Source organism: Agromyces sp. NPDC029043 (genome assembly GCF_055564615.1).
The window spans coordinates 1-15,605 of sequence record NZ_JBVHVX010000022.1 but is presented as its reverse complement, the minus strand read 5'-3'; the positions used below and the strand labels follow the sequence as shown (position 1 = coordinate 15,605).

14 protein-coding genes are annotated in these 15,605 nt (G+C 67.8%); 8 read left to right on the top strand and 6 right to left on the bottom strand.

Annotation, left to right across the window (positions count from 1 at the left end; genetic code table 11):
• Window positions 1–48: 48 nt before the first annotated feature.
• From ACZ4TW_RS20510 to ACZ4TW_RS20485, 6 genes are all read right to left on the bottom strand, one after another.
• The gene (locus tag ACZ4TW_RS20510) at window positions 49–711 is read right to left on the bottom strand and encodes an urease accessory protein UreF (RefSeq protein WP_465545846.1); all 663 of its coding nucleotides are present in this window, start codon (window positions 709–711) and stop codon (window positions 49–51) included.
• 10 nt (window positions 712–721) lie between these two features.
• Window positions 722–2,443, bottom strand: a complete 1,722-nt coding sequence (locus tag ACZ4TW_RS20505) for an urease subunit alpha (protein ID WP_465545844.1) — start codon at window positions 2,441–2,443, stop codon at window positions 722–724.
• On the bottom strand, window positions 2,443–2,775 hold the full coding sequence (locus ACZ4TW_RS20500; protein ID WP_465545842.1) for an urease subunit beta: 333 nt from the start codon (window positions 2,773–2,775) through the stop codon (window positions 2,443–2,445). The genes ACZ4TW_RS20505 and ACZ4TW_RS20500 overlap by 1 nt, the downstream gene beginning before the upstream one ends.
• Window positions 2,776–2,787: 12 nt before the next feature.
• Window positions 2,788–3,090 carry an urease subunit gamma gene (locus tag ACZ4TW_RS20495; protein WP_465545840.1) on the bottom strand — a complete coding sequence of 101 codons (303 nt, stop codon included), beginning with the start codon at window positions 3,088–3,090 and terminating at the stop codon, window positions 2,788–2,790.
• A gap of 110 nt (window positions 3,091–3,200) precedes the next feature.
• Window positions 3,201–4,475, bottom strand: coding sequence for a DUF6986 family protein (locus ACZ4TW_RS20490; protein ID WP_465545838.1), 1,275 nt, complete (start codon window positions 4,473–4,475; stop codon window positions 3,201–3,203).
• Window positions 4,476–4,506: 31 nt separating this feature from the next.
• A complete protein-coding gene (locus ACZ4TW_RS20485; RefSeq protein WP_465545836.1) occupies window positions 4,507–4,947 on the bottom strand; it encodes a PaaI family thioesterase in 441 nt (146 codons plus the stop codon).
• A gap of 353 nt (window positions 4,948–5,300) precedes the next feature.
• On the opposite strand from ACZ4TW_RS20485, the gene ACZ4TW_RS20480 reads away from it, so the two are divergent.
• The 8 genes from ACZ4TW_RS20480 (at window position 5,301) to ACZ4TW_RS20445 (ending at window position 15,475) form a co-directional block, all read left to right on the top strand.
• Window positions 5,301–5,690 (top strand): BlaI/MecI/CopY family transcriptional regulator, encoded by a 390-nt coding sequence (locus tag ACZ4TW_RS20480; protein WP_465545834.1) that lies wholly within the window; start codon window positions 5,301–5,303, stop codon window positions 5,688–5,690.
• Between the two features lie 49 nt (window positions 5,691–5,739).
• Window positions 5,740–6,684, top strand: coding sequence for a M56 family metallopeptidase (locus tag ACZ4TW_RS20475; RefSeq protein WP_465545832.1), 945 nt, complete (start codon window positions 5,740–5,742; stop codon window positions 6,682–6,684).
• A 69-nt stretch (window positions 6,685–6,753) separates the two neighbouring features.
• On the top strand, window positions 6,754–8,199 hold the full coding sequence (gene gndA, locus ACZ4TW_RS20470) for an NADP-dependent phosphogluconate dehydrogenase (RefSeq protein ID WP_465545830.1): 1,446 nt from the start codon (window positions 6,754–6,756) through the stop codon (window positions 8,197–8,199).
• Window positions 8,200–8,209: 10 nt separating this feature from the next.
• Window positions 8,210–9,646 (top strand): GMP reductase, encoded by a 1,437-nt coding sequence (gene guaB1 / locus ACZ4TW_RS20465; protein ID WP_465545828.1) that lies wholly within the window; start codon window positions 8,210–8,212, stop codon window positions 9,644–9,646.
• Between the two features lie 2 nt (window positions 9,647–9,648).
• Window positions 9,649–11,088 carry a hemolysin family protein gene (locus tag ACZ4TW_RS20460; protein ID WP_465545826.1) on the top strand — a complete coding sequence of 480 codons (1,440 nt, stop codon included), beginning with the start codon at window positions 9,649–9,651 and terminating at the stop codon, window positions 11,086–11,088.
• Window positions 11,081–12,157 carry a hemolysin family protein gene (locus tag ACZ4TW_RS20455; protein ID WP_465545824.1) on the top strand — a complete coding sequence of 359 codons (1,077 nt, stop codon included), beginning with the start codon at window positions 11,081–11,083 and terminating at the stop codon, window positions 12,155–12,157. Before ACZ4TW_RS20460 ends, ACZ4TW_RS20455 begins: the two co-directional genes overlap by 8 nt.
• Window positions 12,158–12,159: 2 nt before the next feature.
• Complete coding sequence (locus tag ACZ4TW_RS20450; RefSeq protein ID WP_465545822.1) at window positions 12,160–13,086, top strand: 3-methyladenine DNA glycosylase; 927 nt, start codon at window positions 12,160–12,162, stop codon at window positions 13,084–13,086.
• Between the two features lie 205 nt (window positions 13,087–13,291).
• Window positions 13,292–15,475, top strand: coding sequence for a malate synthase G (locus ACZ4TW_RS20445; RefSeq protein WP_465545821.1), 2,184 nt, complete (start codon window positions 13,292–13,294; stop codon window positions 15,473–15,475).
• Window positions 15,476–15,605 lie beyond the last annotated feature (130 nt).

The window sequence follows — 15,605 nt, the reverse complement described above, 5'->3', positions numbered from 1 at the left end:
TACTCCTTGTCGAATGGGTGCAGGACGGGTCGGGCGGGTAGAGGTGGATCAGGACATGAACAGCGGCATCGGTTGCCGTTCATGGCGTTCGGCGAAGATGTCGAGGATCGGATCGGACTCGTCGGCGAGTTCCACCGCGGCCTGCGCGGCGATCCGCTCACAATCGGTGCCCAACTCGGCGATCATCACCGCGACATCGGCGGGATCGAGGGCGAGCCGCCGCTGACCGGCCGTGGCCGATCCGCTGACCGTCGTGTAGACGAGGACCAGTGCGGTGTGGAAACCGGACAGCCCGCTGACCCGGCCGATCGATCCACTGATCACCGGCAGATGGGTTGTGGGCCGGTGGGCGGAGAAGTCGTCGTCGGGAAACATCCGACCGGCCAGCCGCAGCATCCCGCGCCCCTGCGCGAGCGAGGCCTTGCGGGCTGCCGCCGACGGCGTGCGAGCATCTGTTTCCCGTTGTGCGGCAGCGACATCGAGCACTCCATCGGCCACGGCGGCGGCGATGGACGCGGCAACCAGTCCGGTCGTCGTGAGTCGGCGGTGCAGGTAGTCGGCCAGGGTCGTCGTCGAGCGGACCACGCCGTCGGCGATGGCCTGCTCCACCCCGCCGGAGTGCACGTGTCCACCGACCGGTAGCCGCGAGTCGGCGAGGCTGAGCATCATCGCCAGCGGTGCACCTGCCGGGTGGAGGGGATCAAGGGCCATGATGCGGCGCCTAGAACAGGAAATAACGTTGGGCCATGGGCAGTTCGGCGACCGGGGCGGCATCCCAGACCTCACCGTCGACCCGCACCGTGAATGTGTCCGGATCGACCTCGATGCGCGGCTGCGCGTCGTTGCGGGGCATGTCGGCCTTGCCGACCGAGCGGGTGTTCTTCACGGCGACGAGCCTGCGATCGAGCGCCAGGCGCTCGGTCAGCCCGTCGTCGATCGCGGCCGGTGCCACGAACGACACCGATGTCGACGCCGCCATCCGCCCGCTGCCGCCGAACATCGGTCGCGGCAGGACCGGCTGCGGCGTCGGAATGGACGCATTGGCGTCACCCATTGCGGCCCAGGCGATTCCGCCACCCTTGATGACCAGATCGGGACGGACGCCGAAGAAGGCGGGATCCCAGAGCACGAGGTCGGCGAGTTTGCCCGTCTCGATCGAGCCGATCTCGTCGTCGAGGCCATGGGCGATCGCGGGGCAGATCGTGTACTTGGCGACATACCGCTGGGCGCGATTGTTGTCGGCGGCGCCGTCGCCCTCGAGCGCGCCGCGCTTGAGCTTCATGACGTGCGCGGTCTGCCAGGTCCGCAGGACGACCTCACCGATCCGGCCCATCGCCTGCGCATCCGAACCGATCATGGAGATCGCGCCGAGATCGTGCAGGAGATCCTCGGCCGCGATGGTCGAGGGCCGAATCCGGCTCTCCGCGAAGGCAAGATCCTCCGGCACCGTCGGATTCAGATGATGACACACCATCAGCATGTCGAGGTGCTCGCTGAGGGTGTTGGTGGTGTGCGGCCGGGTCGGGTTGGTGGAACTGGGCAACACGTTGGCGTAGGACGCGACGGTGATGATGTCCGGGGCGTGGCCGCCGCCGGCGCCTTCGGTGTGATAGGCGTGGATACCGCGACCGGCGATGGCACCGAGCGTCTCCTCGACGAAACCCGCCTCGTTGAGCGTGTCCGAGTGTAGGGCGACCTGCACACCCGTCTCGTCGGCGACCCGCAGGCAGGCGTCGATGGCCGCGGGGGTGCTCCCCCAGTCCTCATGGAGCTTGAAACCCGAGGCGCCGGCGAGGATCTGCTCCCGCATCGCCGCCTCGCCGACGGTGTTCCCCTTGCCGAGGAGCGCGATGTTCATCGGCCAGTGATCGGTCGCGACGAGCATCGACGCGAGATGCCAGGCACCCGGCGTCACCGTGGTGGCCTTGCTTCCTTCGGCCGGTCCCGTGCCGCCGCCGATCATGGTGGTGATGCCGTTGCCGATCGCCTCGTCGAGGATCTGCGGGCAGATGAAGTGGACGTGACAGTCGATGCCGCCGGCGGTGACGATCTTGCCGTTGCCCGCGATGATCTCCGTCGACGGCCCGATCACCAGGTCGGGATGAACCCCGTCCATCGTGTCCGGGTTGCCGGCCTTACCCATCGCGACGATCCGGCCGTCTCGAATACCCAGGTCCGCCTTGATGATTCCCCAGTGATCGAGGATCACCACGCCCGTGATGACGGTATCGGGTGCGCCGTCGGCGCGGCTCGCCCGACTCTGCCCCATCGACTCCCGGATGACCTTGCCGCCGCCGAAGACGGCTTCGTCGCCGGCGCGGCCCGGGCCGCCACTGCGATCCTCGGTGACCTCGATGAGCAGGCGGGTGTCGGCGAGGCGAATCCGGTCGCCGACGGTCGGTCCGAACAGTTGCGCATATCGGTCGCGTCCGAGCCGGGCCATCAGTCGATCCTTCCCGGCGCATCGAGGGAGATGCCGTACACCTCACGCGATCCGCCCAGTTTCACCAGGTTCACGGTCATCTCTATGCCCGGTTCGAAGCGCACCGCGGTGCCCGCGGGGATGTCGAGGCGGCGGCCGCGGGCGGCATCGCGATCGAAGTCGAGGGCAGCGTTGGACTGCGGGAAATGGACATGCGATCCGACCTGGACCGGACGGTCACCTCGATTGACGACGACGAGTTCCACCGCGTCGGAGGCCGCGTTGAGTTCGATCTCCCCCTCGGCGGGGATCACCTCACCGGGAATGAGGCCCGATCCGGCGCGCTCGGCCATCTCCACCTGCCTTCAGTCGATCGGATTGTGGACGGTGACGAGTTTGGTGCCGTCGGGAAAGGTGGCCTCGACCTGAACGTCGTGCAGCATCTCGGGTACGCCCTCCATGACCTCGTCGCGGCCGAGAACCTCTCTGCCCGAGGCCATCAGCTCGATGACCGAGCGACCGTCCCGCGCGCCCTCGAGGACGTGATCGGTGATCACCGCGACGGCTTCGGGATGATTGAGTAACAGCCCCCTGGCCTGCCGGCGCCGCGCGAGTTCTGCCGCATAGGAGATCAGCAACCGTTCCTGCTCATGGGGTGACAGACGCACCGGATAACACTCCTCCCGGGTCGGGACAGCCCCGGATCGACGTCATTGTGCTGTCATCCTGCCACGCCTCGTCACCGGTGGCGCGCCAACCGTCGTGGCGATCGGCGACCTCAGTCGGCGGCCCCCAGCGCGCCGCCGGAGGCCCGCAACGCCGCCAGGCGCTCCGGTGTGCAGGACGGCGCCACCGCGGTGACCTCCGCGGCGGTGAACGCACCGGCAGCTGCGCCCCGGCCGACGACCGCGGCCAACGACATCGCGGTCGCCGGCTCGTCGACGACGTCGCCGGATCCGGGCGAGCCCAGCGACGGGGAATCGGGTTGCCGGTCGAAGTAGGCCTGCAATCGTCCGGCCGCCACCGGCATGGCGGAGCGGAAGAACCCGGCCACGGCGAGGCGTCGGGTGACGAGGTGACCGGGATGCATGTCCCATCCCTGATAGATGCCGCGTTCGAGTGAACGCGTCACCAGGGCGTGGTGACGACGCAGCGCACTCTCGACCTGCTCCGGGGATCCGGTCGGCATGACCTGCGTGGAACCGTCACTGATCCACACCCCGGTCTGCGCCGCCGCGGCCTGCATGACCGCCTTGGCGTGATCGGCCACCGGATGTGCCAGCGATTGCTGCGCCGAGACGATCCCGCAGGCCGCACTGTAATCGTATGTGCCGTAATGCAATCCGACGAGACGCGGCACCCCGCGGTGGATCGCTCGCGCGAGCGTGGCGGTCCCGTCGGCACCGAGTACCGCCTGCGGGATCTCGATCTGCAGCTCATAGTTGAGCGCACCCTCGGCGAGTCCGTGGACGCGCTCAAACTCGGCGCACAGGAGATTCACGGCGTCGACCTGGCGGACGTCACGGAGTTTCGGCACGGTGAACACGAATCCGTCGGGAACACCGCCGGCGCCGTCGAGGACCAACTCCAGGGTGCGCAGCCCCCGCGGACGTTCGGCGGCGCCCAGCCCCTTGGCACGGACGCCTGCGATCCGGGGCGGCAGTGGGTGTGCGTCGGCGATGCCGCGGCGCGCCGCCCACTGGCTCAGGACCTGACCGGCTGCGCGGGCGTGGGCGTCCTCGACGGTGTCGAGGCGCCACCCGTATCCGTCCTCGAGATCGATGCGGAGATCCTCGATCGGGTCGGTGGCCAGGCGGCCGGTGGCGATGTCGACGGTCGCCTCGTCACCGTCGGCGAGATCGAGCAGCACTGCTCCATGGGCATCGGCGATCGCGGCGGCCTGCTCACCCCAGAGACGCGGGGTGTCGACGGTGACGTCGGCGGCACCGACATAGACGGTGTGCACCGGCTGCGGCGCACTGCGATCGCCCGGATATCCCGCTGCGAGATCGCCGTCGACGGCTCCGAGGATCTCCTCGATAGCGGCTCGCACGCTCGGATTGAATTTGGCAGAGGTCATCGGATCACTCGCCGGCGTCGACGGCCGGTTCGATGTTCTGCAACCGCAGCTGGGTGCGCGCGACGAGTCGACCGTCGTCGTCGGTCATCTCGATCAACCACAACTGCTGACGTCGCCCCCGGTGGATCGGCGTCGACCGCGCGGTGACGGTGCCCGAACCGATGGACCGGAGAAAGTCGGTGTTGTTGTTGACGCCGACGGCATGACCGCCGAGCCCGGTTTCCTGCAACCAGTAGAACCCGCTCATGCTGCCCACACTCTCGGCGATGGCGCAGTAGACGCCGCCGTGCACGATTCCGAACGGCTGGTGATGTCGGGGCGTGATGTCCATGGTCGCGACCATCCCGTCGATGGTCACGTCGATCACCTCCAACCCGAGCTCGTGATCGAGACCGAGCCGGGCCGACGATTTCATGCGCTCACTGTTGCTGACCGAATCGCTCATGCCTGACAGCGTTTCACGGTCACCACCACGAGCGCATTCCGAGGCCCGCAACGCGCGGCACGCGGCCCATGGGAACCGAAAGGCCCCACATCCCGTTGGGGATGTGGGGCCTTTCGTGGCGTGGACCGGGGGTCTCTGCAGCCCTCAGGACTCTCGCTCGGTCCGACGTAAGACTTAATGTAGGCTACCCTTACAAACGTGTCAAGCGCCGAATCGTCGACACCACTCCGACGACCCGGCCCCACCGATGAGATACCAGGTCAGAACCGATAAAAGAACTTTCTCGACACCGTCGCGCCCCGGCCGGCGACCAGTGATTCGCGAGCAGGAGGAACAGCAGTAAAATGCGAAAGATGAATGGCTTGGGCGACCTCGAACGCGCGGTGATGGACAGTCTCTGGGAAAGCCCGGAGCCCCAGACCGTCCGTCAGGTGCATGCGACGCTGTCGCGCACCCGCTCACTGGCCTACACCACAGTGATGACCGTCCTGCAGCGTCTCGCCAAGAAGAATCTCGTCACTCAGATCCGCGACGACAGAGCACACAAGTACGTCCCCACACACCCTCGTGAGGATCTCGTCGCGAGCCTGATGGTCGACGCCCTCAGCGAAGCCGACGCTCCTGGATCACGCCACGCGGCGCTGGTCTCGTTCGTCGGACGCGTCGGGGCCGACGAGGCCGCCGCCCTGCGCAATGCACTCGATGCACTCGAAGCAGCCCGCGGAGCCGCCGACAACCGGTAGATTCGCACCGCATCACGTCCCCCGTCCACACAGCCCCGAGGATGACCCGATGACCGCGTTGCTCTTTGGCATCGTGACGTTGGTGTTGGTGGGGCCGGCACCCGAGGCACTGTCTCGCGCACGCTGGCCGATCCGCTGCCCACGCGCCGCGATGACGCTGTGGCAGGCGATCACCCTGGCGGCTGTCCTCTCGGCATTCAGCTGTGGACTGGCGATCGCGTCGAATCTCCTCGCGCCCGGTCCGGACGGAACCCCGACGACCCACCCGATCGACGAGATCGACCGCATGGGTTGGCCGTTGTGGATGATCTGCGTGGCCGTCTTCGCCCTGACCCTCGTCATCGGCGCGCGGCTGTTCTTCACCGTGATCCGGGTCGGCGTCCGAACCCGTGCACGCCGCTCGACGCACCGTCAGCTCATCGACATCCTCGATCGCTGCGATCATCACGACACGGCGCTCTTCGGGCCCGATGTGCGGATGATCGACGTCGAGCAACCGCTCGCCTACTGCCTGCCCGGGATCCGTCAGCGTGTCGTCGTCAGCGAAGGTGTCGTCACCCGACTCTCACGCGACGAACTGCGTGCCGTCCTCGCCCACGAGCGCGCGCACCTGCGAGCACGTCACGATCTCGTCCTCGAGGCGTTCATCGCGCTGCACGAGGCATTCCCGAGGTTCGTGCGGAGTAGTTCCGCACTGGGTGCCGTGGAGTTGCTGGTCGAGGCGCTCGCCGACGACCACGCGGTCCGCGCGACGACCCCCACCACCCTGGGCCGCGCTCTCGTCGCGTGCGCCGACGCCGTCGCCCCGCGCGGTGCCCTGGCCGTCGGCGGTCCCACCACCCTGGTCCGCGTGCAGCGCCTGCGCGACGGGCACGCGCCCGCGTGGGTTGCCCCGGTGGCCTATCTGGCCGCCGCCGCGATCCTGGTGATTCCCACGCTCGCCGTGGCGATTCCGTGGCTGACCGAGCTGCATCGGCTTTTCTCCGGTCACTGACCCGCCGGATGGTCTCGGAAAACGCTCCGGGGTTCTCGTCGCAGACCCGCAACCCATAGGGTGAGAAGCATGACGAACTCCTCAGGTTCCACCGCACAGATCGGGGTCACCGGCCTCGCCGTGATGGGCTCCAACATCGCCCGCAACTTCGCCCGGCACGGATACACCGTCGCCCTGCACAATCGCAGCATCGCCAAGACCGATGCGCTGTTGGCCGAGCACGGCGGCGACGGACAATTCATCCGCACGGAGACGATGGACGAGTTCGTCGCCGCGCTGGAACGTCCGCGGCGCGTGCTGATCATGGTCAAGGCCGGCGAGGCCACCGACGCGGTCATCAACGAGCTGGCCGACGCAATGGAACCCGGCGACATCATCATCGACGGCGGCAACGCCCTCTACACCGACACCATCCGCCGCGAATCGGCGCTCGCCGAACGCGGTCTGCACTTCGTCGGCGCCGGCATCTCCGGCGGCGAGGAGGGCGCGCTCAACGGGCCGTCGATCATGCCCGGCGGCCCCGCCGAGTCCTACAAGTCGCTCGGCCCCCTCCTCGAGTCGATCTCCGCCCACGTCGACGGCGAGCCCTGCTGCACCCACATCGGACCCGATGGCTCCGGCCACTTCGTGAAGATGGTGCACAACGGCATCGAGTACGCCGACATGCAGCTCATCGGCGAGGCCTACGACCTGCTCCGCCAGGCGCTCGACCTGCCCGTCGCCGACATCGCCGAGGTGTTCCGCCAGTGGAACACCACCGAACTCGAGAGCTACCTGATCGAGATCACCGCCGAGGTCCTGAGCCAGGTCGACGCCGAGACCGGCAAGCCGCTCGTCGACGTCATCGTCGACGAGGCGGGTCAGAAGGGCACCGGCCGCTGGACGGTGAAGTCCGCACTGGATCTCGGCATCCCCACCACCGGTATCGCCGAGGCGGTCTTCGCCCGCGCGCTGTCGAGCTCCACCGCACAGCGCGCCGCCGCCCACGGCCTGGCCTCCGGTTCGCTGGGCGATGCGCCCACCGACCGCGACGCCTTCGTGGAGGACGTCAAGACCGCGCTCTACGCGTCCAAGGTCGTCGCCTACGCCCAGGGCTTCGATCAGATCGCCGCAGGCAGTGCCGAATACGGCTGGGATGTCGATCGTGGTTCGCTGGCCACCATCTGGCGCGGCGGATGCATCATCCGTGCGCAGTTCCTCAACCGCATTCGCGAGGCCTACGCCGACGACCCGACGCTGCCCAGCCTCCTGCTCGCACCGTACTTCCGTGAGGCCGTGGAGGCCGGCATCGACAGCTGGCGCCGCGTCGTCGCGACCGCGACGCTGCTCGGCATCCCGGTCCCGGCGTTCGCGTCGTCGCTGTCGTACTACGACGGTCTGCGTGCCGAGCGTCTGCCGGCGGCGCTGACCCAGGGTCTGCGTGACTACTTCGGCGCGCATACCTACCAGCGCGTCGACAAGCCCGGCACCTTCCACACGCTGTGGAGCGGGGACCGCACCGAGATCGAGGAGTGATCAGCAGCCCGTGCGATTCATCGAGGGCCACCATCCGACGCACGACCTGACCTACGACGACCTGTTCATCGTGCCGAACAGGTCGGATGTCACCTCGCGTTTCGACGTCGACATCTCGACCGACGACGGCAGCGGCACGACGATCCCCGTCGTCGTCGCCAACATGACCGCCGTCGCCGGTAAGCGGATGTCCGAAACCGTCGCCCGGCGTGGGGGTTTGGTGGTGCTGCCGCAGGATCTGCCGATCGCGGCGGCCACCGATTCGATCTCGTTCGTCAAGTCGCGGCACCTCATCGCGGACACGCCGGTCACCCTCGGACCCGAGGATTCGGTCTCCGATGCGCTCGGGCTGTTACCCAAGCGCGCACATGGCGCCGCAGTCGTCATCGACGATCACCGACGACCGATCGGTCTCGTCACCGAGAGCCGCTGCCAGGACGTCGACCGGTTCACACGCGTGCGTGACGTCCTCGATCCCGATGTCCTGACGTTGCCGGTCGACACCGACCCGCGCAAGGTGTTCGACGCGCTGTCCGACGGACACGTCGGCCTCGCCGTCCTCACCGATGACAGCGGCCGGCTCGCGGGTGTCCTGACGACACTGGGCGCCATCCGCCACGGCATCTATCGCCCCAACACCGACGCCTCCGGCGCGCTGCGGATCGCCGCGGCGGTCGGGATCAACGGCGATGTCGTCGGCAAGGCCGCCGCACTGGTGGCGGCCGGTGCGGATCTGCTCGTCATCGACACCGCCCACGGTCATCAGCAGAAGATGCTGACCGCGCTGCGGTCGGTGGCCGATGCGGATCTCGGCGTACCGATCGCCGCGGGCAACGTCGTCTCCGCCGAGGGCACCCTCGATCTCGTCGCGGCCGGCGCGTCGATCATCAAGGTCGGGGTCGGCCCCGGCGCGATGTGCACCACCCGCATGATGACCGGTGTGGGTCGTCCGCAGTTCTCGGCAGTCGCCGAATGTGCTTCTGTCGCACGGCAACACGGCGCTCACGTGTGGGCCGACGGCGGCGTCCGACATCCACGTGATGTCGCCCTCGCCATCGCGGCCGGGGCGTCGAATGTGATGATCGGGTCGTGGTTCGCCGGAACCTACGAGTCGCCCGGCGAGTTACGACGCGACGCCGACGGCGAGTTCAAGGTCGGCTACGGGATGGCATCCAAGCGTGCCGTCGCCGCCCGGTCCGCCGGTGACGGCGCCTACGACCGGGCCCGCAAGGCCCTCTTCGAGGAAGGGATCTCGAGTTCGCGCATCCGCGTCGACCCAGAGCGCCCCAGCGTCGAGGATCTCATCGACCAGATCTGCTCGGGCCTGCGCAGCACGGCCACCTACACGGGGGCCCGTACCCTCGCCGAACTCCACGACAGAGTGGTCCTCGGCATCCAGTCGCCGGCAGGTTTCGCCGAAGGGCGTCCCCTGCCGCGTGGGTGGTGACGGTGGAGATCATCCTCTACATCGCCAGTCTTGTCGGATTCGTCGCGCTGACCCTCGGGACCGCGCTGTTCGTCGCCTCAGAGTTCTCGCTGACTGCGCTGGAACGATCGACCGTCGAGGACGATGTCGCCACACGAGGCGACCGGCGGTCGCGGCTCGTCCGCAAAGCCCATCGCACACTGTCCTTCCAGCTCTCCGGCGCGCAGCTCGGGATCACGATCACCACCCTGATCACCGGCTACATCGCCGAGCCGGTCCTCGCCCGGATTCTGGATCCCGCCTTCACCGCACTCGGCCTGAGCGAGTCACTCTCGAGTGGGCTCTCGCTGGCGTTGGCCCTGATCATCGCCACGTCACTGTCGATGGTGCTCGGCGAGCTGATTCCCAAGAACCTCGCCATCGCCAAGCCGCTGGCGGTCGCGCGGGCCACCGCCGGGCCGATGACCATCTTCTCGGCCGTGTTCCGGTGGGCGATCAACGGACTCAACGGAACCGCCAACTGGATTGTCCGGCGCCTGGGCATCGAGCCCGCGGAAGAGCTGCGGTCGGCTCGGTCGCCGCAGGAGCTCGTCTCCCTCGTCCGCAATTCGGCGCGGCGGGGGTCCATCGACGAGGACACCGCCGCCCTGGTCGACCGATCGCTGAAATTCGGTGAGCTCTCCGCCGAGGACCTCATGACGCCGCGCGTCAAGGTGGACTGTCTCGACGCCGAGGACTCGGTGCGTGATCTGGTGATCGCCGCGTCGGAGACCGGTCACTCCCGCTTCCCCATCGTCAACGACGGCGACCTCGACGATCTCCTCGGCGTCGTCCACATCAAGCAGGCCTTCACCGTCGCACCCGACCGCCTCTCGACGACCCGCCTCGCCGAACTCGCCCGCCCGGTACCGCGGGTGCCGGCCAGCCTCGACGGCGATGCCCTCGCCATGCGCATCCGTGCCCACGGCATGGAGGTGTGCATGGTCATCGACGAATACGGAGGTGCGGCGGGCATCGTCACCTCCGAGGACGTCATCGAGGAGATCGTCGGCGACGTGACCGACGAGCACGATCACGAGCGTGCCGACGTGCAACCCGACGGCGACGGCTTCCTGTGCGCCGGACTCCTGCGTCTCGACGAACTCTTCGACGCCACCGGCTACCGCGCCCCCGAGGGCTCCTACGACACCCTCGGCGGCCTCGTCATGTTCGAGCTCGGGGTGATACCCGCTGTCGGGGACAGCGTCGAGCTGCCCAACCGATCCGCCGTCGTCGAGGACGACGACGAGGAACTGCCCGACATGCCCGGCATCGAGAAGAACTGGCGGGCGACGGTGATGCAGATGGATGGACGCCGCGTCGACGTCGTCGCCCTGCGACCCGTCGATCACACCGAGACGCCTGATCACGCCGAGACACCCGACCCCGACACAGCCGACGCCGGGGAGCCCGCCGATGGGTGACGTCGGCGCCATGCTTCTCGCGGTGCTGCTGCTGGCCGGCAACGCCTTCTTCGTCGGTTCAGAGTTCTCGCTCATCTCCACGCGCCGCGACCGTCTCGAGGCGCTCGAGGAGGACGGCAAGAAGCGCGCCCGCACGGTGATCCGGGCAGGCGAGCGCCTGTCGCTGATGCTGGCGGGCGCACAGCTCGGCATCACCATCTGCTCGATCCTGCTCGGCCGGGTCGCCGAACCCGCCGTCGCGCATCTGATCGAGAAACCGCTCCATCTGCTGCACATACCCGACGCCCTCCTGCATCCGATCGCCTTCACGATCGCGCTGGCACTCGTCGTGGTGCTGCACATCCTGCTGGGCGAGATGGTCCCGAAGAACATCGCCCTCGCCGGACCGGAGAGCGCCGCCATGCTGCTGGTGCCCATCCATCTCGTCTTCATCCGACTGGCACGGCCACTGATCGCCTTCTACAACTGGCTCGCGAACATCTCGCTGCGGGCCATGCGGGTCGAGCCCAAGGACGAGCTCGACGCGACGGTCTCCCCCGGCGAACTCGCCCAGATGCTCGGCGAGTCCAAGCAGGAGGGATTGATCGACGCCGAGGAGCACGAACGTCTCACGCGCGCCCTGAAGTCGGTGAGCAGGCAGGTCGTCGAGGTGATGATCCCGCTGGATCAGATGCGCAGCGTCGGTGTCGAACGCGATCCGGAGACCGGTGGCACCGGACCCACGCTCGGCGCGCTCGAGGAGGCGGTCAGCACGACGGGATTCTCCCGGTTCCCCGTGCGTGGCCCCGACGGCACGTTCACCGGGTATCTGCATCTCAAGGACATCCTCGACGACATCCTGGATCCGCATGTCGGCCCGCACACCATCATCGGGATCGACAAGATCCGGCCGCTGCCGGTGATCGCGTCGACGACGCCGCTCGATGAGGCCACCACCGCGTTGCGCCGCACCAGCTCTCACCTCGGCGCGGTGGTCGACGATACGGGCCGCACCATCGGCATCGTCGCGCTCGCCGATCTCGTCGAGGAGTTCGTCGGCACCGTTCGCGACGAGACGCATCGGGTATGACCATGTCCGCCATCGCCCTCGACGGCCCCGCCGTACTGGACACCGCGACGTGGCTCGCCCGCCGTGACCGCCATGCGCGGCGCGTCGATGATCTCGTCGGCGATTACCTGCGCGGCCGACGCCGCGGCGAGAAGCATCCGGTGATCGACTTCCTGTTCACCTACTACGCGTCGCGGCCCGCGCATATCCGGCGCTGGCATCCCGGCCACGGCGTCGTGCTGATCACCTCCGACGACGACCGGACCGCACGCACCGCGACCAGCGAGCTCCTCGTCGGCCGCGGATACCGGCAGACGACGATCGGGTCGACGATCGGCGTCACCGTCGACGACGCGTTTCTCCTCGGACGGCGCACGCACCTGCGCGCGGCGTCGGCGTTGCTGGCCGCCACCGCCGCCCGGCCCCGACGCCTCGGCTGCTTCGGCCTGCACGAGTGGGCGATGGTGTATCGCGACGACGCCCCGCGCCATGACATTCCGCTGCGCCTCGGTGCCGCCGGCACCGACCGGGTCGTCGAGTCGATGCCGTTGCGCTGCACCCATTTCGACGCGTTTCGGTTCTTCACGCCGTCGGCGCGCCCACGCAACGACCAGGAACTGACCCGGGCCGATCAGCTCGATCACGAACAACCCGGCTGCCTGCACGCGACGATGGACCTCTACCGGACCTGCTTCACCCTGCAGCCGCTCCTGCCCGCCGAGCTGACACTCGACGCGTTCGCCCTGGCTCTACGGGCCCGCGAACTCGACATGTGCGCGAGCCCGTACGACCTCCGCGATCACGGGTATCAGCCGGTACCCATCGAGACGCCCACCGGCCGAGCCGAGTACGTACGCCGACAGACCGAGATCGCCGATGCCGGCGCCGTCCTACGCGCACGCATCGGTGCACACTGCGCGCACCTGCTCGCGACGATCGACGAGAACTGACGGAACTGCGGCCACCTCGGGGCCGTGACCTGCGTCGCATCCGTCTACACGGCGACGAGGGCGATGAACCGAGACGCCCGGGACTGTCCAGGACGCCGGGCGCGGAGGGCGATTACCGCCGAGTAGGATGGACGCGTCAATCATCCGTCCTCGTCCCCGCCGGGCGCGCGCGACGCTGCGCTGCGCCGACGATAGAAAGGCAGACATGTCCGACCGGATCTCCGTCCACGGCCTACAGGTCGCTCCCGTCCTGTATGACTTCATCAACAACGAGGCACTGCCCGGGACCGGCGTAGATCAGGATGCCTTCTGGGCGGGTGCCGCCGCGGTCATCAATGACCTCGCTCCGCGCAACCGCGAACTGCTGGCCATCCGCGATGATCTGCAGGCCAAGATCGACGCCTGGCATCTCAATCACCCGGCCGCACCGGGCGAGCTCGACTTCGACGCGTACAAGTCCTTCCTGCAGGAGATCGGCTACCTCGTCGACGTCCCCGCGGACTTCCAGATCTCCACCGCCAATGTCGACCGCGAGATCGCCGACACCGCCGGCCCGCAGCTCGTCGTGCCGATCCTCAATGCGCGATTCGCGCTGAACGCCGCCAACGCCCGCTGGGGTTCGCTCTACGACGCGCTGTACGGCACCGACGTCATCCCCGAGGCCGACGGCGCGGAGAAGGGCAAGGGCTACAACAAGGTTCGCGGCGACAAGGTCATCGCCTACGCCAAGGACTTCCTCGACAAGGCCGTCCCGCTCGAGCAGTGCAGCTACACCGATGTCGCGAAGTTCACCGTTGCCGAAGGTTCGGTCCAGGTGACCCTGGGCGACGGCACGACGTCGACTCTGGCCGATCCGTCGGCATTCGCCGGCTACCGCGGTGAGCCGGGCACGCCGTCGTCGATCCTGTTGCGCCACAACGGTCTGTACCTCGACATCGAGATCGACCCGTCCTCCCCGATCGGCTCCACCGATCCGGCCGGCATCAAGGACGTCGTCATGGAGTCCGCGATCACCACGATCATGGACTTCGAGGACTCGGTCGCCGCCGTCGACGCCGACGACAAGGTCGTCGGCTACCGCAACTGGCTCGGCCTCAACCGCGGCGATCTCGCCGAGGAGGTCAGCAAGGGCGGCAAGAGCTTCACCCGCGTCCTCAACGGCAACCGCGAGTACACCGCACCCGACGGCACGGGCTTCGATCTGCATGGCCGCTCGCTGCTGTTCGTCCGCAACGTCGGTCACCTGATGACCAACGACGCCATTCTCGACGCCGAGGGCAACGAGGTTCCCGAGGGCATCCTCGACGGACTGTTCACCTCGCTGATCGGCATCCATGGTCTGTCCGGCGGTGAGTCCGGTCTCGCGAACTCGCGCACCGGCTCGATCTACATCGTGAAGCCCAAGATGCACGGCCCCGACGAGGTCGCGTTCACCGTCGAGCTGTTCGGCCGGGTCGAGCAGGTCCTCGGTCTGCCGGAGAACACCCTCAAGGTCGGCATCATGGATGAGGAGCGCCGCACCACGGTGAACCTGAAGGCCGCCATCCAGGCCGCCGAGGCCCGCGTCGTGTTCATCAACACCGGTTTCCTCGACCGCACCGGCGACGAGATCCACACCTCGATGCAGGCCGGCGCGATGATCCGCAAGGGCGAGATGAAGAAGCAGAAGTGGATCTCCGCCTACGAGGACTTCAACGTCGACACCGGGCTGGCCGCGGGTCTGCAGCACAAGGCGCAGATCGGCAAGGGCATGTGGGCGATGACCGATCTCATGGCCGACATGGTCGAGCAGAAGATCGGCCAGCCGCTGGCCGGTGCCACCACCGCCTGGGTGCCCTCGCCCACCGGTGCCACCCTGCACGCCATGCACTATCACCTCGTCGATGTGTTCGAGCGGCAGGACGAGATCGCCAAGCGCGATCCTGCATCGGTCGACGACATCCTGACGATCCCCCTCGCCCCGAAGACCGACTGGTCCGACGAGGAGAAGAAGGAAGAGCTCGACAACAACTGCCAGTCGATCCTGGGCTATGTGGTCCGCTGGATCGATCAGGGCGTCGGCTGTTCCAAGGTGCCCGACATCCACGACATCGCCCTCATGGAAGATCGTGCGACGCTCCGGATCTCGAGCCAGCTGCTCGCCAACTGGCTGCACCACGGCATCATCAGCGAGGCTGACATCGTCGCCGCTCTCGAGCGGATGGCGCCGGTCGTCGACCGGCAGAACGCCGGCGATCCGACGTACTCGCCGATGGCACCCGACTTCGACTCCAACATCGCCTTCCAGGCGGCCAAGGAGCTGATCCTCGAGGGCGCCAAGCAGCCCAGCGGCTACACCGAGCCGATCCTGCATCGTCGTCGTCGTGAGTACAAGGCCGCCAACGCCTGATCCGTCCTCTCACCTGAGTCGAGGGGGGGAGCCCCCAGGTGTTTGTCTCTGCTTCTTTTTTGTTGTTTTTTTCTTTTTGTTTTTTCCTCGGTGGGGGTGTTGGGTTGTTCCGCGGTTCCCCCCCCCCTCT